The sequence below is a fragment of the Arthrobacter sp. IK3 genome (assembly GCF_051337705.1).
GTDB lineage: Bacteria > Actinomycetota > Actinomycetes > Actinomycetales > Micrococcaceae > Arthrobacter_B > Arthrobacter_B koreensis.
Window position 1 is genome coordinate 145,366 of record NZ_JBPPSW010000004.1, and the last position, 24,760, is coordinate 170,125.

Below are 24,760 nucleotides of genomic sequence, written 5' to 3' on the forward strand. Positions count from 1 at the left end.
GAAAGGACCGTTGAGATCGGAAAGTGAGCTGCAGATGACTGAACAGAACCCGGACCACAGCGACAACCCTGCATTGGCCGATGACCTGTCCGAGGTAGTTACTCCCGATGAGCTCAGCGTCGTCTCCGGCGACGAGCTCCTGGATGAGGATGAGCTCACGGACGCGGAGGACCTGTCCTACCCGGGAGCCGCAGAGGACAACCCGGAGAATTGGCAGGACGATCCGCTGATCAACGAAGAACCACTTGCCGGTGAGCCTGGTGCAGAGTCTGACCAGACGCTTCGCGACGAAACGGCAGAAGAGCGCTACGAAGAGGGCGACTCGCAGATTCCGCCCGAAGAACCGACCATCGGCGAAGCCGCCCGCGACGTCGACTTCGGTGACTCGTCAGTGGACCCCCTCGAGGACGGAAGCGACGACCCTGCGCACGCAGGGGGCGACCCGCTCTCAGCGTTCAACCCGGACGACGAGCCGCTCTAGGCACCCGTTCGACCCAGGCACCTGTTCGACCCAGGCACTTGTTCAACTCGGGCGCCCGATCGAACCAGGCACCTTTGCGACTCGGGCACCTGCTCGACCAGGCAGTGTTCGACTCAGGCACCTGCTCGACCGGGCATCTTTTCGACCGGGCACTCGATCGAGAGAAGGCATCCTTCCGCTGGCACTACGGTGGAAGGATGCCTTCCTTTCGCGTCCAGCTCAGCATTCTTGGCCTGCGTCCCGGGAACCCGCCCGAAGCGGTGATGGATGCAGCCGTCGAAGCGCTGGAGGCCAGCCACCACGTTGAGGCGAACCAGCTGGACATCGTGTCCGGCGTTCCCCGCATCACCCTGCGTTTCATGGTTCCGGCCAATGAGTACGGGGTCGAGAATTCACAGGCGAGGCGCGCAGCGATGAACATGCGGCATGCGGTGGAGCAGGTTGCTAGGTGTGAACAGCTTCGGGTGCTTCGCCGCCAGCGCGGACGCTGGCTTCCGCTCTGAGCCACTCCCGCTGCCTCCTGCGCTGGGCGTGATCCACCTGGTGGCGCCGGGACCCTGCCGACACCAGGATGAGGAAGGCTCCGACGAAGGCCCCTGCCGCGACCGGTATGGAGTTCTGTTCTGAGAGCAGCCGGGTGAAGCCAATCCCGGAAAGCCCGACGACGATGGTCAGCGCCGCGGCGAGGTGCCCCCGGTCCGTCATGGACACGGTGGTGATTCCGATGACGGTTGCCACGAGCGCGATCAGTGCCCAGGCCACAGGACCCCAGCCGGCGATGTCCGTCTCCAGCGCGGTCAGCCAGCTTCCCAAGCTGGTGAGCAATGCAATGGTGGAAGCTCCCAGCAGGACTTTTGCAGGCAGGTCCACCGTGGCCTTCTCCGTTCGGGATTCGACGGGCCAGGTATTGGAGATGTGGATGGCGGCCAGGCCGATTCCCGTTCCGAGCGCCGCGGACCAGAAGGCTCCTGCCGGATTGCCGGACTGGACAGCCCAGAGCCAGATTGCCGCTACAACCGCAGAACCGGCACTGATCGGACCGTTCCACACCCGCCGCGGATTGGACCGCTGGCTCGGAATCCATTGCAGCGCGGCGTACGCTGCGGCGCCAGTAAGTACCGGAATCCACGCCAGCCAGATCCAGGGGTAAACCCCGAGCAGCGATGCCGCAGGATCCAGGACACTTCCGGGCGCGTGGTTGATTCCCGGCCAGCCCGTGGCGGTGCGCGTCAGGGCATAGGAAAATCCCAGGGCGGCGGCTGTGCTGACGGTGACTGCGATCCGGCGGATTGTGTCTGCCTGCTGGGAGTCGTGATCGGGGGAGGGGAGGTTCGCGGCGTTGGTGTTTCGGACCTGCGGCGGTTCTTCTGTGACTGGCAGGGGCTGGTGGTACTCCGGTTCACCCTGGACGGCGATCTGCCCCGCCGCTTCGCCCCCGGCAGCTTTGCCGTAGTCGGGATCGTGCTGAGCAGCTTCGCCTTGTGCAGCTTTGCCGTGGTCGGGATCGTGCTGAGCGCCGCCCCGGTCGAGCTCGTGCTGAGCAGCTTCGCCTTGTGCAGCTTTGCCGTGGTCGGGCTCGTGTTGAGCGTCGCCCCGGTCGGGCTCGTGCTGAGCTTCGCCCCGGTCGGGCTCGTGCTGAGCTTTGCCCCGGTCGGGCTCGTGCTGAGCAGCTTCGCCCTGGTGGAGCTCGTGCTGCTCCCGCGCCGGTATGACCTGCTCCGCCTCATACTGCTGGTGCGCCGCTTCGAATTGCCCCGCTTCGCTCCGGGAACTCTCCAACATTGGCCGCCCGGTGACCAGTCGTTGGATGGCTTGCAGCGGATTGAAGGAACCCCGGAGATGGTAAGCCCGACCCGAAGGATTGCTCGTGGTTTCGCCGCGAAGGACCCGGTTGAAGGAATCCTCCTGAACATCGGCGGCAATCATGCTTACGGGCTCGGGATCGTTCTGCCATCGGCTGCTTCGGTTTTCGTCCATCCGGGTGTGCACGGTGGGAGGGGTTCCAGGCGGCGGAGACGGGGCCAGCGGAGGAACGAAGGCAGCCGACGAGGTGGTTCCGGCCGGGCTGAGGCCGTCCCTGTCCGGCATACGGTTGGAGTTAGCCTGACCGCTGCCGGCGCCGTCGTTGGCTCCAGCCGTGTGCACGCCTTCTTCCGATTCAGCAGGGCGTGCAGAGTGGGGGAGCATGCCTGTTCCTTTGCCTCAGTGATCCTTCGTGTACCTAACCCGGGTGTGGATCCACCAAAGCGTAACGGCAGGATTGCGGCTGTGGAAGAGGGAACTTTGCAGGTCAGCTGGCTGTGGCCGGGGCCGGAAATCCATCAAGGGTCAGTTCGCTGCGGTACTGGACTGGCTGCCGAGTCAGCGGATCGGTGAACTGGATTGATCGCGCCAGCAGCTGCAGCGGTTTGCTGAAGTCATCCGGGGCCTGCTCCAGCAGTACTGGATAGAAGGGGTCGTTCAGGATGCCGATTCCCAGCGACGCCATATGGACGCGAAGCTGGTGCGTCTTGCCGGTATGGGGCAGCAACCGGTAGCGGCCAAAACCGCAGGACTGTTCCATGAGCTCCACCCGCGTTTCCGCGTTGGGCTCGCCCGGGACCTCCTGTGCAAGCAGATAGGTCCGAGACTTTATCATCCGGCTGCGCACGATGGCCGGGAGCTCGAGGTCTGAACGGACCGGAGCCACGGCCTCATACTCTTTCTCTATACGGCGTTTCTCGAAGAGGACCTGGTACTTGCCGCGGGTGTCCGGATTGGTGGAGAAGAGGAGCACGCCGGCTGTCATGCGGTCCAGCCGATGCATGGGAATGAGATCCGGGATGCCGAGGGCGACCCGAAGCCGCACCAGGGCTGATTCGGCAACATACATCCCGCCCGGCGTCGTGGGCAGGAAGTGCGGCTTGTCGACGACGAGCAGGTTTTCGTCCTGGTGGAGAATATTGATCTCCACTGGCAGCCGCTCTTCCGGGGGAAGTTCCCGGTAGTACCAAATGAATGTGTGTTCAGTAAGCGGAGTGGTCCGGTCCAGCGGGACGCCTCCGATGCTGACCACCTCACCGCGGTCGAACCGGTCGGCAATGCCTTGCGGGTTCACGTGTCCGAATCGTTCGAGGACGTAGTCGAAGGCAGTGGTCCAGGGGCCCTCGGCGGGCAGCCGCAGCCGGGTAGCGTTCACGCCGTTGCGGACCGGCAGGGGGGATTGCATCACCCTTCAAGGGTAGCGGCGGTCAGGATGACAGTTTTTCGCGGGGAGCCTGGCGCGGTGGGTTACCTTGGGTCCATGCATGACGGGGACAAGACTCGTGGCAGGACGGCTTTATGGGTGTGGACGGGTCGGGTGCGAACGGGTCGGGTGTGGACGGGGCATCACCGCGCAGCGCGCCAAGGGGTGGCCTGTCGTGTGGTGTCCAGGTGGCTCTTGGTCGTTGCGTTGATCCAGATGCTGTTACTGACCGTAGGGTGCACCAGCGCCTGCCCTGCGGTCGGTTGGTTTGATGAGCTGAAGATTGAAATCACCGGCAGCAGCGCCGGGGCAGTGGACCGTCTGGAAGTCTGCTTTGCCGGTTCATGTTATTCCGGTAAGGCCGGTGGATATACTCGGTCCGGCACATTCGGGGCATCAGATGAGTCGGGTCGATTCGCTGAGTCCGGTGGGTCGGTTGAGTCCGGGGAGTCGGGTGAACCGGGTCGGTCCGGTGAGTCGGGTGAACCGGGTCGGTCCGGTGAGTCGGGTGAACCGGGTGATCCGGGTGGGTTCGGTGGGTCCGCAGAGCCGGGGGAATCCGGCTCAACGCTGGAAACCGTCGCCGTTACCAAAACCGGGACCGGCTGGACACTTACGACCCCGATGCAGACACCCGACACCATCCAGCTCAGGGCGTTTTCGGTGAGTGGTCATCTTCTCGCAGAGCATGAAGTTGACCTCAGCTGGAAGCGTGTTGGCGGTTCGGTACGTTGCGGGGGACCGCACGAGGCCAATACGAGCATCTCCGTGGGCTCGTAGCGGTTGGCGCACTAGCCCGTCACGGTTCAGAAGGGCGGCCGCTGCTATGGATTGTCTTTTAGAAGGGCGGCGGATCCGCGCCATTGTCCTCGCTGTCGCCCTTGCCCTCGCTGTCGCCCTTGTCCTCACCGTCGCTCATGTCCTCACCGTCGCCCTCGTCCGGAGAAGGAGGCCCAGAAAACCTCTCCCGATGCCCGGGGAAGGCGGATTCCGACGCGGGGGCCGCAGTCTCCCGTGCCTGTCTGAAGTCCAGCTGGGCGGCGGAACCGTACGTCTGTCCCAGGGGTGAGACCCACTCGAGTTTCCCGGGTTGGCGTTGGCGGGCTTCCCACAGGCCGAGAGTCTTGAGCCGGTGGTGTTTGGGACAGAGGTTGCTGAGGTTGCCATGTTCCGTTTCTCCGCCCAGCCCCCAGGGGACTGTGTGATCGATTTCGGTTCGGAATGTGCTGACGCGGCACCCTGGGAATCTGCATGTTCCGTCCCGGGCCTGCAACCACCGTTTCAAACCTGCCGGGACCTTTCTTCGGCGGCCGACGGCGAGGACCTCACCGGATGAGTTGTCCCGCAGGATCCCAGTCCAATGCAGCGCCTGGCGTGCCAGCCTGCGGCCAGCGTCTGCGGCAATAGGTCCGTAACCATTGAGTTCTGCTGGTTTGTCCTCCGCACCTAGCAGGGTCTCTGCATCGATGAGAACCATGACCTCTGTACGGATTCCGCGGGGGTCTTCAGCCTGTGGCGGAGAGGGAACCGCTGCAGCAGCCGGTTCACTGGAACACGAAATGAAACTGCTTGCGTGAGATGAGCCCGCAAACGGAGGAACCTCCAGGAGCAGGGCCGTGAGCGTATCGGTTCGAAGCTGGTCGAGTGTCCGCTGGTCTCCGGCAGAACGGGCAGTCCGTGCGGAGGCAGTCAGCGAATTGAAGATCGCCTGACCCTTTTCGGCTGTGACCAGAGCGCAGAGTTCCACCATGCCGTCAGGTTTGGGGTCGAGACTCACACGTCTTAGTTCGAGTGCCTGGCGGTGCCGGATGTTTATGGTTTCAGGCCAGCGGGATTCACGAAGCCGTCGTGCTTTCGCTGTGAACTGCGCGCAGGTCCGGCCTTCGGCCAGCTGGAGGAGTTCGTCCTCGAATATGGGCGCTTCAGGTGATGGCACCGCGCGAACTTCATCCATGATGCGTTGCGCATGACGGTAACTGATGGCCCCACGGGATAGCTGGGCGTGGGTGGAACGGTTCACAGTACAGAGCGTGTCCGACTCGCTGACGAGTGCCATGGCGCTCATATGCGGCAAGTTCAGGGCCGAACCGACTTCGGCGGCAGCGGCGGAAAGTGCCACCGAGCCGTCGACGGTGCCGAGGTTCTCCTCAATCTCGCGCCGCAGATCTGTTTCCATCCGATGGATGACCAGGGCCTGCTGTGCCTGTGCCCAGGACACAAGGGCAGCCAGTTGCCTCAAGATGGGTACTGCATCTGCTGCGGAGACTGAATCTGCCTGGACGAACTCCAGACTTCCCCGCAAGCCAGGCCCTGGCGTCGTGTCTGTGGGGGCCTGCGCGGGTGGCGTCTCCTCGGCCGGATCTGGTGCAGTGTTGGTTGTATCGGTAACGGTGAAGGTGTCCAGAAAAGTCGCAAAGCCAGAGACAAGCGGGCAGTCGGGTCCACTGTCGCTTTCGGTGCTGCTATCCGGTCTCATTGGTTTAGCATTGCGGCCCGCACGAGGGACTCTAAGCGTAGGCCCGCACATTGTGGAGAAACGTTCCTGCGGGATGGACCTATCGAGTCTTGGGGAGGGGCAGTCAGGGGGGGGGGGAGAGAGGCGGTGGGGCAGGTGGCGGGAGGGGCGGTGGGGCAGTGAAGGAGAGGGGCGGTGGGGCAGTGAGGGGGAGAGGCGGAGGGGCAGTCAGGGGGCGGAGAAAAGGGAGCAGCCACAGCTATCGGGGGACGCGACTGACGTCGAGAGGAACAGCGGTCAAGTCCCCGGCGCCGGCCCGTCCTACGTAGGGGGGGGAAAGACCGGAAGCGGCGGCGGGACTACTCCCGGCTCAGCCCCAGACGGCACGCAGCTGGCTCGAACCCGTGGCGTAGGGGCCCGATCAGCCCAAGGCAGGCTGGCAATGCGGGCAGTAGTACAGGTCCCGCAGCTCCAGTTCGGTATCCCCGAGCAGCTCATGAACGACCTTCGTCCCACATCGCAGGCAGCCCCGCTTCTCCCGGTTGTAGACCCAGAGCGGATCACGCCCGGCGAGGCCCGTCGTGATGCGCCGGGACCGGGCTTTGTTCGCTTCCAGAAGCCGCTTTGACAGGTCTACGATCCGTTCCAGATCGGGAACGTCCTGGATGGGAGTGAGTGGATGGACGCCAGCCAGGAAGCACAGCTCACACCGGTAGACGTTACCGATACCGGCCAGATTCCGCTGGTCCAGCAGTGCCAGCCCCAGCGGACGTTCAGGTACCGACGCCAGTCGTCGCAGCGCCTCCGCAGCATCCCAGTCCGGACCCAGCAAGTCCGGACCGAGGTAGCCAACGGCTTCCTCTTCGCCGCTGCGAGGAAATACTCGCAGGATTCCGAGCTCGAACCCCACGGCCTGTTTGTCCGCCGTCTCCAGGACAGCCCGCGCCTTGAAAGCCGGACGGCGCCAACGCTCGCCGCGGCCATAGACGTGCCACAGTCCCTCCATTTTTAGATGCGAGTGGATGCTCCAGCCCTCAGCCTCCCCCGGGCCCGGAGCAATCCGGATGAGGAGGTGCTTCCCGCGGGAGACCACCTCTTCAACCGCGCGTCCGCTGAGATCTGTTGTGGCAAAGCGTGGAACCCGGAAATCAGTCCGGGTCAGCTCGGCGCCGGCCAGCGCGGTATGGAGTCCGCGGGCAGCACGCCAGACGGTATCGCCCTCAGGCACTGCATACCTCCAGGTTCGGCCGGACCACCAGGGCGTGAGCGGGAGGGGAGATCGACGCCGAGGGCTGGTGTGCGGTGGGCAGGGCGTGAGCGGGAAGAGAGCTCGACGCCGCAGGCTGGTGTGCGGTGGGGAGGGCGTGAGCGGGATGAGAAAACATGTGCGCAAGAATACGGGCGGACAGAACGGTTGGAAGTGGGGTCGTCGCACGAGGGGTTCGAGGGGTGCCGCGGCCCCCCGCGGGCTGGCGACCCGCGTCACGCCCACGGCCCGCCAGGCTCCGGCCCGCCACCCGCCCAAGACCTGGCGCGCAGACGCACGCCCCAAGCTCCGCCCTCACAACAGACTCAGACACGGTAGCGAAGTCCCTTCGGTGTCGAATAGAACCCAGCAGCCAGCAGGGCCGTGGCCACCGGAGTGTCCAGCACATCCACGCCGTTGGCCTTCTCCACCGCCATCTTCTCGGCCGCACCGCGGCGGATAATCCCCACCAAGGCCGCACCGGCAAGCAGCAGAATCTCCGGATCGTCGGTGTAGGTCAGCAGGGTCTTTCCTCCGCGCTCGACGTACAGCACCAGCTCGCCGTCGACCATCACCACCAGAGCCCCCGCCTTCCGTCCCGGGCGATGGCCGCCGTCGGAGGCCGGCCAGGGCAGGGCCGCACCGTACGGATTCGCGGGATCCGTGGCGGCCAGCGCCACGGCCTCGGGAGCGGGAACCGCCAGCTGGTTCTCCCGGGAGAAGGACCGCAGCCGGTCAACAGTCGCAGGGACAGCAAACTGGGCCGCACCCAGCTGCTCAATGAAGTAGCCGCGCCGGCAGCGTCCCATTTCCTCGAGCCGGGCCAGCACCTTGTACAGCAGCCCGAACCCGCCGGGAACACCCTCGCTGGCCACCGAGCCGCGGGTCACGACTCCGTACCGGTCCATCAGGAGCTCGGCCGTTGCATGGGCATGGACGGTGGTATCCGTTTCCACTGCCGGTAGCAGGCTCCAACGGCCGGCAACCAGCGGCTGCGGACCACGCGCCGGAGCATCCCCGGCAGCACCGGCCAGCCGCAGCGAGGAACTGCTCAGGGAACCCCGGCCCATCCGTCCAAGCCGTGCCGTGCGCGCCCGCGGAGTCGAAGCGCGCTGTTTGTGCGCGGTCTTCCCGCCGGAGAGCAGGGACCGGACGGGCGTGAACGTGTCGTTGGAGATCCTCCCGGCCCAGACCAGCTCCCACAGGGCAGTGACGATCTCCGAATCCGGCAGCAGCGAGCCGCCGTCCTGCAGCGGTGCACTGTTCACCGCCTCGGAAAGCTGCCGGAAGAAGTACGCTCCGGAACCGGAGAGCAGGTCCAGCAGCCGGGACTGCAGCTCGGAGGGCGCAAAGTCGGGGTCAGGATTCAGGGTCAGCGCGGCGTTCTCCGCCAGATGCAGTGAGATCCAGCCGTCATTGCCGGGCAGCGATCCTGTGCCGGACCAGATCACCTCGCCGGTGGCGGTCAGCTCATCGAGCATCGCCGGAGCATAATCGCGCACCCGGGATCCGAGGATGAGGGGCTCCCACGCAGACGCCGGAATTGGCACTCCGGAGAGCTGGTCGATCACGGTTGCGACGCCGTCGAGCCCCCGCAGCGAGGACCCCACGTTCTGCCACGCAGGCAGGAACCGGCCGTAGGTGGGAGGGTCCACGGGTTCGACGTCGGAGCGCAGCGCCGCCAGGGACCGGCGCCGCAGGCGGCGCAGCACCTCAGCGTCACACCACTCCGAACCGGCCGGAACGCCGGGCATCGTGATGACGGCCGGCGGGGTCTGGTCCACGCCCGAGACCGCGTCCAGTACCTGCGCCTCCGTGGGCCGGAACTCGCCTTCGGCAACCCGGCCCTCGCCTGCCAGACGCTGCAGCGTAGTGGTGACGACGGCGACGCCGAGTCCCAGCCTGGCGGCAGCCTCAGCTGCCGTGAAGGGACCGTGGGTGCGGGCATACCGCCCCACCAGGTCACCCAGCGGATCCGGAACCGGTTCAATAAAGGCCAGCGGAACACCCATTGGCAGCGGAACGCCCAAGGCATCCCGCAGCCGGGCAGCGTCCTCGATCGCGGCATAGCGCTGAGCGCCGGCGATTCCTGCTTGAAGGGCACGGTTGGAGCGGACCAGTTCGCGCAGCAGCTGCTCCGCCTCCGCTTCGGTGGCATGGGCGTCTGGAGCGTTTTCCGGAACAGGGGAATCCGAAGAACCGGGTGTGGCCGGCTCCAGCCGGGCGGCAACCTCCGCTGCCGTCAGCGGTCCGAGCAGGCGCAGCAGGTCAGCGACGCCCTCCAGTCCGCGGGCACGCCGGTCCGGCGCGAGGCGCTGCAGCTCAGCCTCGGTCTGCGCGATAATCCGCGCGTCCAGGAGTTCGCGCAGCTCGGCCCGGCCCAGCAGCTCGTTCAGGAGCGTGGGATCCAGGGACAGTGCGGCCGCACGGCGTTCGGCCAGCGGGGAATCGCCCTCGTACAGGAACGCACCGACGTAGCCGAAAAGCAGGGACCGGGCGAACGGCGACGGCTGCTGGGTAGTAGTTTCCACCAACCGGATTTCACGGCGTTCGACGGCGCCGGCGATGTCCTTCAGCGCCGGAAGGTCATAGACATCCTGCAGGCACTCGCGCACGGTTTCCAGCACGATAGGGAACGTGGGGAACTTACGGGCCACGTCCAGGAGCTGGGCAGAGCGCTGCCGCTGCTGCCACAATGGAGTCCGCTTGGCCGGATTCTGCCGCGGCAGCAGCAGCGCCCGGGCGGCACACTCACGGAAACGCGACGCGAACAGCGCCGAACCGCCCACCTCGCCGGTGACGATCGCTTCCAGCTCATCAGGTTCGAACAGGAACAGCTCGGCTCCCGGCGGCTCGTCCTCCATCAGCGGCACCCGCAGCACTATGCCGTCGTCGGAGGCCATCGCGGAACCGTCCAAACCGTACCGCTGCTGCAGCCGGGCGCCGACCGCCAAGGCCCAGGGAGCGTGGACCGGCATGCCGAACGGGCTGTGGAGGACTACACGCCAGTCGCCCAGCTCGTCATGGAAACGCTCGATCACCAGGGTCTTGTCGCTCGGCACTACCTCGGTGGCCTGCTGCTGCTCGCGCAGGTACGCCATCAGGTTTCCGGACGCCCACTCATCCAGCCCGACGCCGTCGAGCCGCTCCCGCGCTTCCGCGTCTCCCGTGCCGGCCATTTCACGGACGAACTTGCCCAGTGCGCGGCCCAGTTCAACCGGCCGGCCCTGGGAATCGCCGCGCCAAAACGGCAGCTTGCCCGGTTGCCCGAACGCGGGGGAGACCAGCACACGGTCGTGGGTGATGTCCTCGATCCGCCAGCTGGTGGCGCCCAGGGCGAAGATGTCCCCAACCCGGGATTCGTAGACCATTTCTTCGTCGAGCTCGCCGACGCGGCGGCTGTTCTTGCCCTCAGAGTCGCCGACGAGATACACCCCGAACAGCCCGCGGTCCGGGATGGTGCCGCCGGACGTCACCGCCAGGCGCTGGGCCCCCGGGCGTCCGGTGATCGTGTTCTCGTTGCGGTCCCAGATGATGCGCGGCCGCAGTTCGGCAAACTCGTCGGACGGGTAGCGGCCGGAAAGCAGGTCCAGGGTGGCATCGAAAGCTGAACGCGGCAGCCCGGCGAAGGGCGCGGAACTGCGCACGACGTCGAACCATTCCTCCACATCGATGCTTCCCAAAGCGCAGGCGGCGACGGTCTGCTGGGCCAGGATGTCCAGCGGGTTCGCGGGAATGAACAGCGGTTCGATTTGACCGGCAAGCATCCGTTCCACCGTGACGGCGGAGTTCAGCAGGTCCCCGCGGTGCTTGGGGAACATAACGCCCTGGGAGATTTCTCCGACCTGATGGCCCGCACGGCCCACGCGCTGCAGGCCGCTGGCCACCGACGGGGGCGACTCAACCTGGACCACGAGGTCCACGGCACCCATGTCAATGCCCAGTTCCAGCGAGCTCGTGGCGACCACGCAGCGAAGCCGGCCGGACTTCAGGTCATCCTCGATCATGGCCCGCTGGTCCTTGGACACTGAACCGTGGTGGGCGCGGGCCAGAACGGGCGCGTCGTCGTCGACGGCGGTGTCCTCCTGGCGGGCGCGGATGGAGACCCCGGCCTGGGCCATGAGCTGCGCCGGGGCACGGCCCGCGGGCACTGTCGGGGGAACTGCGGGCAGACCATCGGTGCCGGTGGCGGTCTCGGCTGCCTGCGCCGCTTCGAGCCGGTAGGCATGGATTTCGTTCAGGCGAGCGGTGAGCCGTTCGGCCAGACGGCGGGAGTTGGCGAAGACGATGGTGGAACGGTTGGACTCGATGAGGTCCGCAATCTTCTCCTCCACATGGGGCCAGATACTGGCCTGCGGAGCGAACCCGCCCTCCACAGTGTCCTCGGCGGGTGCCTGGCCGAGGTCCGTCATGTCCTCCACCGGAACGGTGACGGTCAGGTTCCAGTTCTTCCGGGACTTGGGCGAGACAATCCGCACCGGAGCGTTGCCGCCCAGGAACCGGGCTACGGTTTCCTGCGGCTCAACGGTGGCGGAGAGTCCGATGCGCTGCACCGGCTTGTCCAGCATGGCATCCAGCCGGGCGAGTGAAACGGCCAAGTGGGCGCCGCGCTTGGTGCCCGCCACGGCGTGGACCTCGTCCACAATGACGGTGTCCACCTCTGACAGTGTCTCCCGCGCCTGGGAGGTGAGCATCAGGAACAGGGACTCCGGCGTGGTGATCAGGATGTCCGGTGGCCGGGTCAGGAGGGCGCGGCGTTCGTTCTGCGGTGTGTCTCCCGAGCGGACGCCCACGGTGATGGCCGGCGCCGGAAGGCCAAGCCGCTTCGCCGTTTGCGTAATGCCGATCAGCGGAGCCCGGAGGTTCCGCTCGACATCCACGCCCAGTGCCTTCAGCGGGGAGATGTAGAGGACCTTGGTCTTCCGCTTGGGTACCTTGGCGGACGACGATGCGGACGCCCGCCCGCGCTTGGCTGCCGCTCCGGAACCGGCTGCCGCACCGGAACCGGCCACCGCGCCGCCGGCCACCGCACCGGAACCGGCCCCGGCCTCGCTGGCAGCAGCGCCGTCGGATACAGCGAGCGCAGCCTGGGACGAGCCGCCCGCTGAACCCGGCGCAGCGGCGTCGGCGATAAACCTGTCCAGGGACCACAGGAACGCCGCCAGCGTCTTGCCGGATCCGGTGGGCGCGATGACCAGCGCATTCGACCCCTCCGAGATGGCGTCCCAGGCGCCGGTCTGCGCGGCAGTCGGCTCGGTGAAGGCACCCGTGAACCAGTCCCGGGTGGCGGGGGTGAACTTCTGGAGCACCGTGCCTGCCGACGTCATGCACCCATTGTTCACCACCCCACTGACATTCCGTGGTCCCCGCCGCAGCGTTCGGCTCCCGGCTAAATCCGCGGCGCGGCGGCAGGGTCAGGCAAACGCCGAAAGGACCCGCCAGGTGCCCGGCCCCGCCTCCGTGGGTGCCCCCGGAGAAACCCGCAGCTGCGCCGCTTCAGGCTCAATCAGCGCTGTGGCCAGCGTGCGCCAGCGGTCCCCGAACCGGGCACCGGCTGCCGGAACACAGCACAGGTCCGCGCCGTCTCCCGGGTTCGAGCAGAGATACGGCACCAGATCGGCCGTGGTCACAGGATCGAAATGCCCGCCGCTCCGCCGCCGGAGCAGGTCCATCCGCTGGTCCGAGTCCGGCTGGTAAAGCTCTGTCCTCTCACCGGCAGCTGGCACCGAGGACAGGAAGTGGTTGGTGTGCAGCAGGTAGTTCCCGGAACCGCCGACCACCTGCGCGCCGGCAGGGCTGAGTTCCACCATCCGCGCCCCCTGCTGCGTCACCACCGAAATGCAGCTGGAAGTTGTAACCGGAGCCGAGGTGAGCAGATCAACGGCTTCGTCCAGGGTCCGGGCGGAATACAGCACGGCGGCTGCGGCGACGTGGACGGGAACCGCTCCCGGAGTGTCCTCGCGGTGTCCCAGGACGTTGAGGTGAACTCCCACCCCGAAACTGTTGACGCCGATCTTTCCCAGGATCCCGTATTCGGTCATCCCGACGAACCTGCCGCCCGGATGGGCCACCGACTGCAGGTGCCAGGCTGCTGCAAGTTCCTCATGCCAGTCCCAGGTCTGGGCGGAGAAGACACGCCCGGGGATGGTGCTGATGACGGTAGAGCATTCCCCGGGCAGGCGCCCCTTGGCGAGCGAGAGGATTTCGGTGCGGGCGTTCAGGGCCGCCGTCTGCCAGACCGGAAGCCCGGCACCGGCGGCAGTCCCGTCAATCTCGGCGGCCAGGTCAGGAATCCACTGTCGGACCGCAGCCAGTGACGCGAGAGCTTCGTGCTCAACGCGCTCGGCACCGATGCCGCCGGCAGCAAAGAGATCCGCATACACCTGCCATGCGGAGGACAGCGCGTCCCGCGCGGCCTGCCCCCGCTGGACGCCGCGTTCACGGGCGCTGTCTGCGGCAATGGTGATCAGGGCAGGGGACGGGTGCGGAAATCCGCTCATGAAACAGCTCCGGTTGTGTCGCGGCGGCGCGGCACCCACCCGGGACGGGGCGCGCTGTCCATCAGCTGGCGGGTGTAGGGGTGCGTCGGCGCGTCGAGCACCTCGCCTGCCGTTCCGTATTCAACGACGGAACCCAGCTGCATCACCATCACCGTGTCTGCCACCTGCCGGGCCACGGCCAGGTCATGGGTAATAAAGAGGTAGGTCAGTTGCCTCTCAAGGCGCAGCCGTTCGAGCAGGGCGAGGATCTGCGCCTGGACGGTGACGTCCAGGGCGGAGACTGCCTCGTCCAGGACGATGACGGACGGTTCTGCTGCCAACGCGCGCGCAATTGCGACACGCTGCTTCTGCCCGCCGGAGAGCTGGTCAGGGTACGACGACGCGTGCCCGGCTTCCAGCCCCACTTCGGCGAACAGCGCCAGGCAGCGCTCCCGGCGGGCGGCGGCGTCGAGTGTGCCGTGCGCCTGCAGGATTTCGGTGACGGCCGTGGAGACGGGCAGCCGCCGGTTGAGGCTGCCCTGCGGGTCCTGGAATACCATCTGGATGTCCTTGGACCGCTGCCGCCGGATCCGCCGGGACGAGCCTGCGGTGACCTGCCGGCCGTCCACCGTGATGGTGCCTGAGTCTGCGGACTCCAGGCCCACGAGCATGCGGGCCACGGTGGTCTTCCCGGACCCGGATTCTCCCACCACGGCCAGGCAGGTGCCCCGCTCAATCCGGAAACTGACGTCCTTCACGGCGTGGACGGAACGCTTCGAGCGTCCGGAACCCGAGGTGAAAGTCCGGTTCAGGTTGTCGGCCGTAACCATGGTGCTCATTTGCCGTCCTCCGAAGGAACGGGCGCGGAGGCGCGCCGGGTGAGGCTGGGCTTGGAAGCGACCAGCATCTGTGTGTACTCATGCTGCGGGGATCCCAGCACGGACTGGGCCGGGCCGGCTTCCACGATGCGTCCTTTCTGCATCACGGCGATCCGCTGGCAGGCAGCTGCAGCGAGGTCGAGGTCATGGGTCACGAAGATCATCGCCATTCCGGCGTCGGTCCGCGCCTCGTTGAGGATCGCGACGACGTCGGACTGGGTGGTGACATCCAGCGCCGTCGTCGGTTCATCCGCGAGCAGCAGCGAGCTGCCCCGCGCCACGGATCCGGCAATGACCACACGCTGGAGCATGCCGCCGGAGAGCTGGTGCGGATAGGAACGCAGGCAGCGCTCGGGGTCATGGATGCCGACGTCGGCGAGCAGCGCGAGCGCGGTTTTCCGCGCTTCGGCAGCGGAAGTCCGCGGTTTCGCGGCCTGGATTCCTTCGATCAGGAAACGCTCCACCCGCAGCACCGGGTTCAGTGCGGCCAGGGGGTTCTGCGAAATCATCGATACTTCGGCCGCCCGGAAGCGGCGCAGTTCCTCGCGGGAAAGCGTGGTGATGTCCTTGTCCCGATAGCGGACGGTGCCGCTGGAGACGCTGCCGTCAGGGAGTGTGCGCAGGATGCTGCGCAGGGTCATGGACTTGCCGGACCCGGATTCGCCCACCAGCCCCAGGGATTCCCCGGGACCGACCTGCAGGCTGATGTCCTCCAGCAGGGTCATGGTGTCCGGGCCGGATCCGATGGCGAGGCCAACTTTTTCGAGTGTGAGCATCATGCCCTCCCTGCGGCGCGGCGGCCGCCGAGCTGCTCGCCCAGGTAGCCCAGGGCGGCGACGGTCAGGACAATGCAGGCGCCGGCATAGATGCTTTCCTGCGGATAACCGGCCAGCAGCGAAGCCTGGCCGGAGGAGATCATCAGGCCCCAGTCGGCATCCGGCGGCTGGACGCCGAAACCCAGGTAGGACAGGGCCGCGAGGTCGATCATGGCGTAGCCGAAGTTGATGCTGGCACCGGTGAGGATCTGCTGCTTCACGTTTGGCAGCAGGTGCCGGAAAGTGATGACCAGCCCGGAAATACCCTGCAGCTCGGCGGACTTCACGTAGGGCAGGTTTCGCTCGCGCAGCGCAACGGAGCGGATCACGCGGGCGGTATAGGGGGAGAAACCGATGGCCAGGGCAACGACGGCGGTTTCAACCCCCGCCCCGAAGACGGCCACGGCCAGCACGGCGAGCAGCAGGTTGGGGAAGGCGAAGAGGAAGTCCAGGAACCGGGTGATGGCACCGTCCACGCGGCCGCCGAACCAGACGGCCACCAGGGCCAGCGTGCCGCCGATGAGGACGGTCAATGCGGCCACGGCCAGCGCCGCCAGGATGGTGGACCGGGCGCCCACCGCGAGGCGGGTGAAAAGGTCCCGTCCGGCCTGGTCGGTGCCGAGCCAATGTTCTGCGCCGGGGGAGAGGTATCGGTCAACGATATTTCCCTCGGTGGCATCAAACGGGCTGATGAGCGGGCCGAGGACGGCGAGCAGCAGCACGAATGCCAGCCAGCCCAGGCAAATCCTTGCCAGCGGACCGCTGAAGACGCCGCCGGAGTGCCGCCGTCGTGCTTTGCGGAGGTTCAGTGCCGGGGCGCTCATGATGCTCCTCCCACCCGGACGCGGGGATCAATGACGGCATACAGCAGATCCACCAGGAGGTTGATGACGCCGAACGCCACCACCATGATCAGGGCCACGGCCTGCACCACCGCGAAGTCCTTCTGCTGGATGGAGGTCACCAGCAGTGCCCCGATGCCGTCCAGCGTGAACACTGACTCGACAACGAACGCGCCCGCCAGCAGGCCCGCGATGTGCACGCCGGACACGGTGGTGACCGGCAGCAGGGCATTGCGGATGACATGGCGGGGAATGAGCACACGTTCGGGCACGCCGCGGGAGCGGGCAGTCTGGGCATGCTCGGACTGGCGTTCCTCGCGCACCGCGGTGCGGGTGATCCGGGCGACGACGGCGATGGACGGCAGTGCCAGCGCCAGCGCGGGAAGCGTGAGGTGCGTCAGCCGGGACGCTATGCCTTCTCCGCTGCCGGACCCGAAGACCGGGAACCAGCCCAGCTGCACGCTGAACAGGCTCATCAGGAGCAGGCCGGCGAAGAAGGTGGGAACCGCGAAGCCGAGGTTGGAGGCGAACAGGATGATGTTGTCCAGGGCGCCCGGCCGCAGCCCGGCCACCGTGCCCAGGCCTACGCCCAGGACGATGATCAGGACTGCGGCCAGGCCGGTGAGCCACAGGGTGGTGGGGAGGCGGTTGGCCAGCAGGTCGGCAACTTCCTGCCGGTTGGCCAGCGACTGCCCAAAGTTCCCCTGGAGGGCATTGCCCACCCAGGATACGTACCGTGTGAGGAACGGATCGTCGAGGTTGTACTGCTCACGGATGGACGCGAGCACTTCGGCGCTGACGGTCCGTCCCTGCACCAGGAACTGTTCGGGGCTTCCTGGTGCCAGGTACAGGCCGCCAAAGACTGCGAAGCTCGAAGCCAGCAGGATGCCAGCCAAGGCAAGAAGCCGTTTGGCGATGTATTTCATGGTGCCTGCTTACCCTGCTGCGCCGAGGTCGGCGGCCCAGGGGTAGTACAGGTAGGCGAAGGACGCCGGAACGCCGGTGACGCGGTCGCTCATGAACAGCCGTACGGAGGGGTCCAGGATCGGCAGCCACGGCATGTCCTCCATGGCCAGGGCCTCGATCTCGGCGGTCAGTTCGGCGCGCTCGGTCTCCGAAGCGGTGGCCTCTGCCTTGGTGATCAGCTCTTCGATTTCCGGGTTGGAGTAGCCGGAGAAGTTCTGCGAACCGCCGTCCTGCACGATGGTGCGCAGAAAGACCAGCGGGTCCGGAACGTCCATGTAGTTGGTAGTCACGAAGGCACCGTGGCCGGCACGGGCCTCCGGGTCGGAGAAGAAGGCCCCGAACTGGGCGCTCGGAACCCCTTCGGGCTGGACGTCCAGGCCGATCTCCTTGCCGGCGCGGCTGAGCTCGGAGATCATGTCCGCGTAGAAGGACCGTTCCGTCGGGTAGACGATGGTGATCGGCTCGGACAGGTCTGCCGTGGCGTCTTCGAGGATTTCCTTGGCTTTCTCGACGTCGGCACCGGCACCGGGAAGTTCGGAGCGGGAGGAGGAGAAGACGTCGTCCGCGAAGGACCAGCCGCCGTCGGGAATCAGGGAGACGGACGGGCGTGCGGTGCCCTCGTACACGGTGGCGGCCAGAGCATCCTGGTCCGTGGCGGTCCAGAGCGCCTTGCGCACGGCAGGGTCCGCCAGCGGGCCGTCGCCGGTAGCGATGATGGCGAGCATCTGCAGGGACTTGCCCAGGATCAGTTCACCGTTGCCGGCTGCTTCAAGCTGGGACACGGCGCTCAGCGGAACGTCGTAGGAGCCGTCGATGGCGCCGGAAACCAGGGCGTTGGTAATGGCGGCTGGATCAACGATGAACTGGATTTCCAGGCTGTCCACCTTGGGGGTGCGCTCGGTATTCCAGTAGTTCTCGTTCTTGGCCAGGGTGATGCTCTGGCCGCTCTGCCATTCCTCGACGGAGTACGGACCGGTGCACATGACTCCGCCCTGCGGGGTTCCGTAGGACTCCCCGGCGGCCTTGCGGTGCTCTTCGGAGACCACCACGCCCATGGGGGTGGCCATGTAGGAGTTGTAGGTCCAGTCCGGGTTCTTCAGGGTGATGGTGACCTCGGATTCAGAGGTCGCTTCAATGGAGGCCACGTTGCCGCTGACGGCGTCGGACGCCCAGTAGCTGCCCTCGGCCGGATCCAGGTGCCGGTTGAGGCTGTACGCCACGTCCTGCGCGGTCATGGGGCTGCCGTCCCAGAAGGTGACGCCCTCGCGCAGCTGGTAGACGTAGGTCTGGCCGTCCTCGGTCTCGAAGGACTCGGCCAGGTTGGGCGTCACGGTGAAGTCCGGCTGGATCATCATGAGGCCTTCGCAGATGTTCGCGACGACCGTGTTTTCCGGGTAGTTGAACGCCAGGATGGGATCCAGGGACGCCGGTTCGCCAAACGGCAGGTTCCAGCTCGCCGAGTCAAGGTTGCCGGTTGCCGCGTCGGTTGTCACGGCGAGTTCCGCCAGACGGTCCCCGCCGTCCGCTGCTGCCCCGCCGCTGCCGGAGCCGCTGCTGCAGGACGTGATGGCCAGCAGGGCTGACAGTGCCAGCGCTGTGGGAAGTACAGCCTTTTTCATATGCACCCTTCCAAAAAGAGGACCTAGCCGGGCGATTCCTGCCCGCTCCTTTCCAGATATAGGTGTATAAAACGTTTTATATGTCGATCTTCGCCTACCGTTACGTAACCGTTACCGGGAGCTGAACGAACGGAGAAATATTGCAGTCAAAAACCACGATCCGCGACGTCGCCCGTGCCGCGGATGTATCCATCACCGCGGTGTCCCATGCCCTGAATGGAAAAGGAACGCTGGCTGCGGCGACCCGGCAGCGGATCATCGAAGCAGCGGACCGGCTCGGCTATCAGCCCGATCCGTTGGCCCGCGGCATGCGCAGCGGTCCGCTGGGCGTCATCGGACTGATGCTTCGCCCGCTGGATACCCTGGGCACCTACCGGCCCTCCGGCGTCGACTATTTCACCCGGCTGACCGGCGCCGTGGCAGTTGAATGCCTGGAACGGAACCTGAGCGTGATGCTGGTGCGGGATCTCTCCAAACTTCCGCGCCCGCCGCTGGCCCTGGCGCTGGACGGCTACATCATTGCCGATCCGCTCGAAGCGGACCCGGTCCTGGACCTGCTGCAGGATGCCTCCCTGCCCTTCATCACGATTGGCCGTGTTCCGGACCGGCCCGCCTTTACGAACTGGGTGGGCTCAGGGGACGGTGAGGACACCGTCCGGATCCTTGACCTGCTCCGGGAGCGCGGCGCGGAACGGATCGCGCTGGTGACCGGGTGCGACCGGAACTCCTGGAACCTGGAGTCCACCGCCGCCTACCACCAATGGGCCGGGGAGCGCGGCCTGCAGGCGCGGGTGGTTGCCCGGCCCGAAGCGGACGGAATGGACGGAGGGCGCTCCGCAGCACGGGAGCTGCTCCGCGACGGTGACCTGCCGGACGCGGTCTACTGCCTGACCGGCCGGCATGCCCGCGGCATCCTGGACGAATTCACGGAACACGGGATCAGTCTGCCGGGTCAGGTCCAGCTGGTGGCAGGCGCCGACTCGGAACAGACCCGTTCCTCCTCTCCGGCTATCAGCGCCATTGACCTGGACCCGGAACTCGTCGCAGCGCACGCCGTGGAGCAGCTGACCTCACGCGTGATGATCGGGAAACCGGCTGAGCCGGTGGCGCTGTCCACCCGCCTGATCCTGCGTTCAACTACGGCCGGTCCGGACCATGGCTGAGCCAGTGCTGCGCGCGGTCGAGGTGACTGGCCCCGCGGCAGCCCGGCTGGCCCGGGCACGGCGCAGGGCCGCGGTTGTTCAGGCGATGATGCTGGGCAGCTGGGGCCTGCTCCTTCCGCTGCTGCTCGTGCTGCCGTTCGGTACCTGGCTTCCGCCCCGGGCCGGCGACGCCGTGGCATACCTTCTGGTGGGCAGCTTCCTGCTCGGGTTCCTCCTCTGGATTCCCGAGGCGTACTTCCGCCGGCGCAAGGAGGCAGCGCAGCATGCGGCGTTCAGCGACGTCGAGGCCGCGCTGGCCCGTCTCCGCGCCGGATGGCAGGTGGAGTGGTACGCACCGTACGGAGGCATCGGACGGGAGCGGATCGTCTCCCGCGGGAGCTGGAAGCAGCGCTTCGAATGGCGGGTGGAGTACCGGGGCGGAACCATGCTCCTCACCGAAATTCCGGCCGCTGAGCATGAGGAGGACGACGACGGGGATCAGGACGGCTGAAGCGCCGGCTGCCTTTGTCGGACCGGTGCGGCCGGGGCGTCCCGGTCCAGCCAACCCGCGCAGCCGCCGCCGTCCGCTCCTCACCCAAACGCCGCGGCGGGTCAGCTAATGGGCTGGAACAGCGTCCGGTTCCTCCGCGCCGCGCCGGGCAAGGTCCCTCGCCTCATCGAAGTCGCTGTCCAGCCCCTCCGGAGCCCGGGTGAGCAGGCTGACAACGACGGCGAGCAGCAGGTTCACGGCGAAGCCTGGGATGATCTCGTACAGCGTGGAGGTGAGCTCCGAGCTGCCCCACGCGAAGGCGGTGACGGCCCCGGCAGCCATGCCGGTCAGCGCGCCCGCGGTCGTGAGCCGGCGCCAGAACAGGCAGAGCAGGATGGTCGGCCCGAAGGCAGCACCGAAACCTGCCCAGGCGAAACCGACCAGGTCGAGGATCGAGTTGCTGCGGTCCAGTGCCAGGAGGATGGACACCACGGAGACCACCAGCACGGCAGCGCGGCCCAGGGTGACCAGCATCCGCTGGGATGCGTCCTTCTTGACCACGATCTTGAACAGGTCCTCCACCAGTGCGGAGGACGTGACGATCAGCTGGGAGGAAATGGTGCTCATGATGGCGGCGAGGACGGCGGCCAGCACAAAGCCGGCAACCAGCGGATGGAACAGGACTTCCGCCATGCTCAGGAAGACGGCCTCGGGATCGCTGAGCGTGAGGTCATTCTGCTGGAAGTAGGCAGCACCGACCAACGCTGTGAGCACGGCACCAAGAACGCTGAGCAGCATCCAGCCAACCCCAATCCGGCGGCCCGCTACGGCGTCCGCAGGGGAGCGCAGGGCCATGAACCGGACGATGATGTGCGGCTGCCCAAAGTAGCCCAGGCCCCAAGCGAGCGCCGAGATCACGGCCAGCGCCGTCGTGCCTGCTACCGGGTTGAGCATGGTTGGGTCGATTTCGCGCAGGGACTCAGCCATGCCGGACGGGCCCCCGACGAGGAAGATGCCCACCAGCGGTACGGCGATGAGGGCGAGCAGCATCATCATGCCCTGCACAACGTCGGTGTAGCTGGCGCCCAGGAATCCGCCGAAGAGGGTGTAGGCGATGGTTACGCCGCCCACGATCAGCATGCCGGTGGTGTAGCTGGAGCCGAACGAGCTCTCGAAGAACACCCCGCCGGCCACCATGCCGGAGGAAACGTAGAAGGTGAAGAAGACGAGGATGATGACGCCGGACACCACGCGGAGCATCCGGCTGCGGTCCTTGAGGCGGTTCTCCAGGAAGCTCGGGACGGTGATCGAGTTGTTGGCAACCAGCGTGTAGGAGCGCAGCCTGGGCGCGACGAACTTCCAGTTCAGCCACGCACCAATGGTGAGTCCGACGGCGATCCAGGCTTCTGCGAGGCCGGCCAGGTAGATGGCGCCGGGCAATCCCATCAGGAGCCAGCCGGACATGTCCGAGGCGCCCGCGCTCAGCGCCGCAACACCCGGCTTCAGGCCCCGCCCGGCCAGCATGTAGTCATCCAGGTCAGAGGTACGGCGGTACGCCCACCATCCGATTCCCAGCATGGCTGCCATGTAAATGATCAGGGCAATCAGCTTGTACGTTTCGTCTGTCATGTAGCCGTTCCGGTCGGTTCCGTATCACTTTGCGTCGGTTCAGACGGCCTGCGCGCACACAAAATCGGTGGCGCGGGCCACAAGTGCCCAACAGTATGCCAAGTGCCGAAGGGGACGGCCAATTTGCCAGCGGCCGGTTTTGGCTGCCTGAAGATCGCTGTGCTAGCGCGGGCCGGCCAGCGGCCCGACCTGGAGGAGCTGCGCATTTTCGCTGCTGCAGCCGTACCCGGCCCGCGAGATATTGAGGTAGGCCGTGTCATCCGGCGGGAAAATCCGAAGCCCGGACACCGGTACCCGGGAGCATTCGTCTCCGTAGTTCTCCGGGCGGGTTTCCTGCAGCGATGCAACCGCGGACTGCCCGGGTTCCAGCGTGACCGTGACTGCTTCGGTTCCCTCGGACCGGATAGCCGGAGCGCCTACCTGGGTCCCAGACTGCCCAAGGTAGGAGACGCCGGGGTAGCCGAAAGTGGAGCACGCTGCGGAGGAGGTGTTCGTCAGGACCAGGTCCCGGTAGACGCTGCCGGCAGCACCGCCGCCGGGGGTGTCTTCGATATCGGCGGATAGTTTGTCCGCCGTGCAGAGCGGCGCCCCGTCTGCGGGGCCGGGAGCCGGAGTCTGCGGCGCGGCACTTGCGCTCGCTGAGCCGCTTGCCGAGCCGCTTGCCGTCGTACTCGCCGAGCTGCTCGCGGAAGGCGTCGGCGAGGGTGTCTCCTTCGCGTCGTTGCCGCCGGAGCAGCCGGTCAGGACCAGGCCGGCGGTGAGCAGCCCGGCAAAAACGAGGGAGGGGGAAACTGAAACCTTGGTTCTCATGGGTTCACCCTGAACCTGTGGCCTGACGTGGTCAAACCGCACCGCGGTGCCTTCCCGAAGCACACCGAATTGTTACGGACGCCGGAGTCTATTCGTGGTGGTACGGCCGGCCCGCGGCGATCTCCTGGGCACGGTAGACCTGCTCCGCGAGGATGAGGCGGACCAGCTGGTGCGGGAAGACGAGGGGAGAGAGGGACCAGACGAAGTCCGCGCGGTCATGCACGCTCTGGTCCACGCCGTAGGCACCGCCGATAATCAGCGTGACATTGCGCGAATTATCCAGCGGTTTCTGCAGAGTCTTCGACAGCTGCGGGGAGGTAATAGCCTTGCCGCGCTCATCGAGGAGGATCACGTAGTCGCTGCCCAGCTTCCCCAGCAGCCGCTCCGATTCTTCCTTGCGGGCGGCGTCGTTTTCCCGCGCGGAATGCGGAATCGACACCCAGGACAGGTCGAAGGGCTTCTTCAGCCGCTTTTCGTAGCGGCGGATCCCGTCAACCACCCAGTCCTCGTGCTTGCGGCCGACCATCAGAACACGTAATGCCATGGCTCTATTGAATACCGGCAGCGAACAGGGCAGAAACCCGCTGCCCGGCTGCCTTGGACAGGCTGCGGGTCTAGACTCCCGGGCAGTGGTCCCGCACAGAGAATGGAGAGCGCAGCATGAGCCAGACACGGGCGGTGGTCCTCGGTGGCGGGGGAGTAGCGGGGATCGCATGGGAAATGGGCGTGCTGGCCGCGCTGCTGGAGGACGGTATCGACCTCAACGCGGCGGACCTCGTGGTGGGCACCTCCGCCGGTTCGATGGTGGGCGCCGCGCTTCGCTCCGGCCTGCTGCCCCAGGTCCTGGCGGCACAGCTCGACGACGCGGAGCAGGCCCTCGCCGCGCAGGGAACCGATGTGCCGTACCAGGACCCCAGCGGTTTCAGCAGTGAGGCGTTCATCGAACTCACGGCGACGGCGGGACGCGGCGACGGCGACGAGAAGGCGGCCCGGGCGCGGGTAGGCCAGCTTGCGCGCACCACTCCCGCCGTAATGACCGAAGGGGAATGGGTCTCAAGCATCCGCTCGCTGCTTCCCCGGGCTGAATGGCCGGACAAACCCTTTGGGATTGCGGTGGTGGATGCGGAGGACGGTTCCTTCACGGTCCTGGATGCAACGTCCGACGTCGAACTGGCCCGGGCGGTCGCGGCCAGCTGCGCGGTGCCCACGGTGTGGCCTCCGGTGACTATCCTTGGCCGGCCCTACATGGACGGCGGCATGCGCTCAGCCACCAATGCCGACGTCGCCGAGGGATACGGAAAGGTGCTGGTGCTGGCCTGCGGTCCGGAGGCACCGGTGAGTCCGTTTGGTCCCAGCCTTCCGCAGGCACTGGCCAAGCTGCAGCAGCACAGCTCCACGTTCGTCGTGGAGGCTGATGAAGCCGCCCTGCGTGAGTTTGGGGCGAATCCGCTGCTGCGCTCCACCCGGATCCCGGCGTCGGCGGCCGGACGGCGGCAGGGCGCTGAGGCCGCGGCGGCGCTGCGGGACTTCTGGGCCTGAGGGCCGGCAGGCTGAGGAGAGGGCAGCGGCCGCCCCGCGGCGCCAAGGGGAAAACCACGGCGATGCGAACGGCTCAGACCTATAATCCCGGTATGGCATATCCGCGCCTGAAGGGCGCTTCCTTGAGAGACCTCGCAGTTCCC

19 protein-coding genes are annotated in these 24,760 nt (G+C 66.6%); 5 read left to right on the plus strand and 14 right to left on the minus strand.

Going from position 1 to position 24,760, the window contains the following annotated elements; all coding sequences use genetic code 11:
• Positions 1-34: 34 nt before the first annotated feature.
• The gene (locus tag ACSLGO_RS07125; protein WP_091608304.1) at positions 35-481 is read left to right on the plus strand and encodes a hypothetical protein; all 447 of its coding nucleotides are present in this window, start codon (positions 35-37) and stop codon (positions 479-481) included.
• A gap of 197 nt (positions 482-678) precedes the next feature.
• Entirely contained in the window at positions 679-984 is a 306-nt protein-coding gene (locus ACSLGO_RS07130) for a hypothetical protein (protein ID WP_091608302.1), read from the plus strand.
• On the opposite strand, the gene ACSLGO_RS07135 is transcribed toward ACSLGO_RS07130, so the two are convergent.
• From ACSLGO_RS07135 to ACSLGO_RS07185, 11 genes are all read right to left on the minus strand, one after another.
• Positions 926-2,668, minus strand: a complete 1,743-nt coding sequence (locus ACSLGO_RS07135) for a hypothetical protein (RefSeq protein WP_436400751.1) — start codon at positions 2,666-2,668, stop codon at positions 926-928. The two genes, ACSLGO_RS07130 and ACSLGO_RS07135, sit on opposite strands and share 59 nt — an antisense overlap.
• Before the next feature lie 103 nt (positions 2,669-2,771).
• Complete coding sequence (locus ACSLGO_RS07140; RefSeq protein WP_436400836.1) at positions 2,772-3,689, minus strand: RluA family pseudouridine synthase; 918 nt, start codon at positions 3,687-3,689, stop codon at positions 2,772-2,774.
• Positions 3,690-4,545: 856 nt separating this feature from the next.
• Positions 4,546-6,183 carry a DUF222 domain-containing protein gene (locus ACSLGO_RS07145; RefSeq protein WP_436400753.1) on the minus strand — a complete coding sequence of 546 codons (1,638 nt, stop codon included), beginning with the start codon at positions 6,181-6,183 and terminating at the stop codon, positions 4,546-4,548.
• 400 nt (positions 6,184-6,583) lie between these two features.
• Positions 6,584-7,390 carry a DNA-formamidopyrimidine glycosylase family protein gene (locus ACSLGO_RS07150; protein WP_436400754.1) on the minus strand — a complete coding sequence of 269 codons (807 nt, stop codon included), beginning with the start codon at positions 7,388-7,390 and terminating at the stop codon, positions 6,584-6,586.
• A 344-nt stretch (positions 7,391-7,734) separates the two neighbouring features.
• Positions 7,735-12,735 (minus strand): ATP-dependent helicase, encoded by a 5,001-nt coding sequence (locus ACSLGO_RS07155; protein WP_436400755.1) that lies wholly within the window; start codon positions 12,733-12,735, stop codon positions 7,735-7,737.
• 87 nt (positions 12,736-12,822) lie between these two features.
• Complete coding sequence (locus ACSLGO_RS07160; RefSeq protein WP_091608283.1) at positions 12,823-13,908, minus strand: C45 family autoproteolytic acyltransferase/hydolase; 1,086 nt, start codon at positions 13,906-13,908, stop codon at positions 12,823-12,825.
• Positions 13,905-14,726: an ABC transporter ATP-binding protein gene (locus ACSLGO_RS07165; protein ID WP_436400756.1), complete on the minus strand. Its 822-nt coding sequence runs from the start codon at positions 14,724-14,726 to the stop codon at positions 13,905-13,907. The genes ACSLGO_RS07160 and ACSLGO_RS07165 overlap by 4 nt, the downstream gene beginning before the upstream one ends.
• Positions 14,723-15,541 (minus strand): ABC transporter ATP-binding protein, encoded by an 819-nt coding sequence (locus tag ACSLGO_RS07170; RefSeq protein WP_436400757.1) that lies wholly within the window; start codon positions 15,539-15,541, stop codon positions 14,723-14,725. The genes ACSLGO_RS07165 and ACSLGO_RS07170 overlap by 4 nt, the downstream gene beginning before the upstream one ends.
• Positions 15,541-16,404 (minus strand): ABC transporter permease, encoded by an 864-nt coding sequence (locus ACSLGO_RS07175; protein ID WP_263128169.1) that lies wholly within the window; start codon positions 16,402-16,404, stop codon positions 15,541-15,543. Before ACSLGO_RS07175 ends, ACSLGO_RS07170 begins: the two co-directional genes overlap by 1 nt.
• Positions 16,401-17,348, minus strand: coding sequence for an ABC transporter permease (locus tag ACSLGO_RS07180; RefSeq protein WP_152275040.1), 948 nt, complete (start codon positions 17,346-17,348; stop codon positions 16,401-16,403). Before ACSLGO_RS07180 ends, ACSLGO_RS07175 begins: the two co-directional genes overlap by 4 nt.
• Before the next feature lie 9 nt (positions 17,349-17,357).
• Entirely contained in the window at positions 17,358-19,007 is a 1,650-nt protein-coding gene (locus ACSLGO_RS07185; protein WP_436400758.1) for an ABC transporter substrate-binding protein, read from the minus strand.
• 140 nt (positions 19,008-19,147) lie between these two features.
• Here ACSLGO_RS07185 and ACSLGO_RS07190 point away from each other — a divergent pair, with 140 nt between their 5' ends.
• Entirely contained in the window at positions 19,148-20,170 is a 1,023-nt protein-coding gene (locus tag ACSLGO_RS07190) for a LacI family DNA-binding transcriptional regulator (protein WP_152275039.1), read from the plus strand.
• Complete coding sequence (locus tag ACSLGO_RS07195) at positions 20,163-20,660, plus strand: hypothetical protein (protein ID WP_436400759.1); 498 nt, start codon at positions 20,163-20,165, stop codon at positions 20,658-20,660. Before ACSLGO_RS07190 ends, ACSLGO_RS07195 begins: the two co-directional genes overlap by 8 nt.
• A gap of 105 nt (positions 20,661-20,765) precedes the next feature.
• Here the strand turns inward: ACSLGO_RS07195 and putP are convergent, their stop codons facing one another.
• The 3 genes from putP to ACSLGO_RS07210 form a co-directional block, all read right to left on the minus strand.
• Positions 20,766-22,268: a sodium/proline symporter PutP gene (gene putP, locus ACSLGO_RS07200; RefSeq protein WP_387006734.1), complete on the minus strand. Its 1,503-nt coding sequence runs from the start codon at positions 22,266-22,268 to the stop codon at positions 20,766-20,768.
• Between the two features lie 162 nt (positions 22,269-22,430).
• The gene (locus ACSLGO_RS07205) at positions 22,431-23,078 is read right to left on the minus strand and encodes a DUF4232 domain-containing protein (RefSeq protein ID WP_436400760.1); all 648 of its coding nucleotides are present in this window, start codon (positions 23,076-23,078) and stop codon (positions 22,431-22,433) included.
• Positions 23,079-23,166: 88 nt separating this feature from the next.
• Entirely contained in the window at positions 23,167-23,622 is a 456-nt protein-coding gene (locus ACSLGO_RS07210; protein ID WP_091608259.1) for a 23S rRNA (pseudouridine(1915)-N(3))-methyltransferase RlmH, read from the minus strand.
• A 116-nt stretch (positions 23,623-23,738) separates the two neighbouring features.
• Between ACSLGO_RS07210 and ACSLGO_RS07215 the strand changes: the two genes are divergently transcribed.
• Positions 23,739-24,617, plus strand: a complete 879-nt coding sequence (locus ACSLGO_RS07215) for a patatin-like phospholipase family protein (RefSeq protein ID WP_255300605.1) — start codon at positions 23,739-23,741, stop codon at positions 24,615-24,617.
• Positions 24,618-24,760 lie beyond the last annotated feature (143 nt).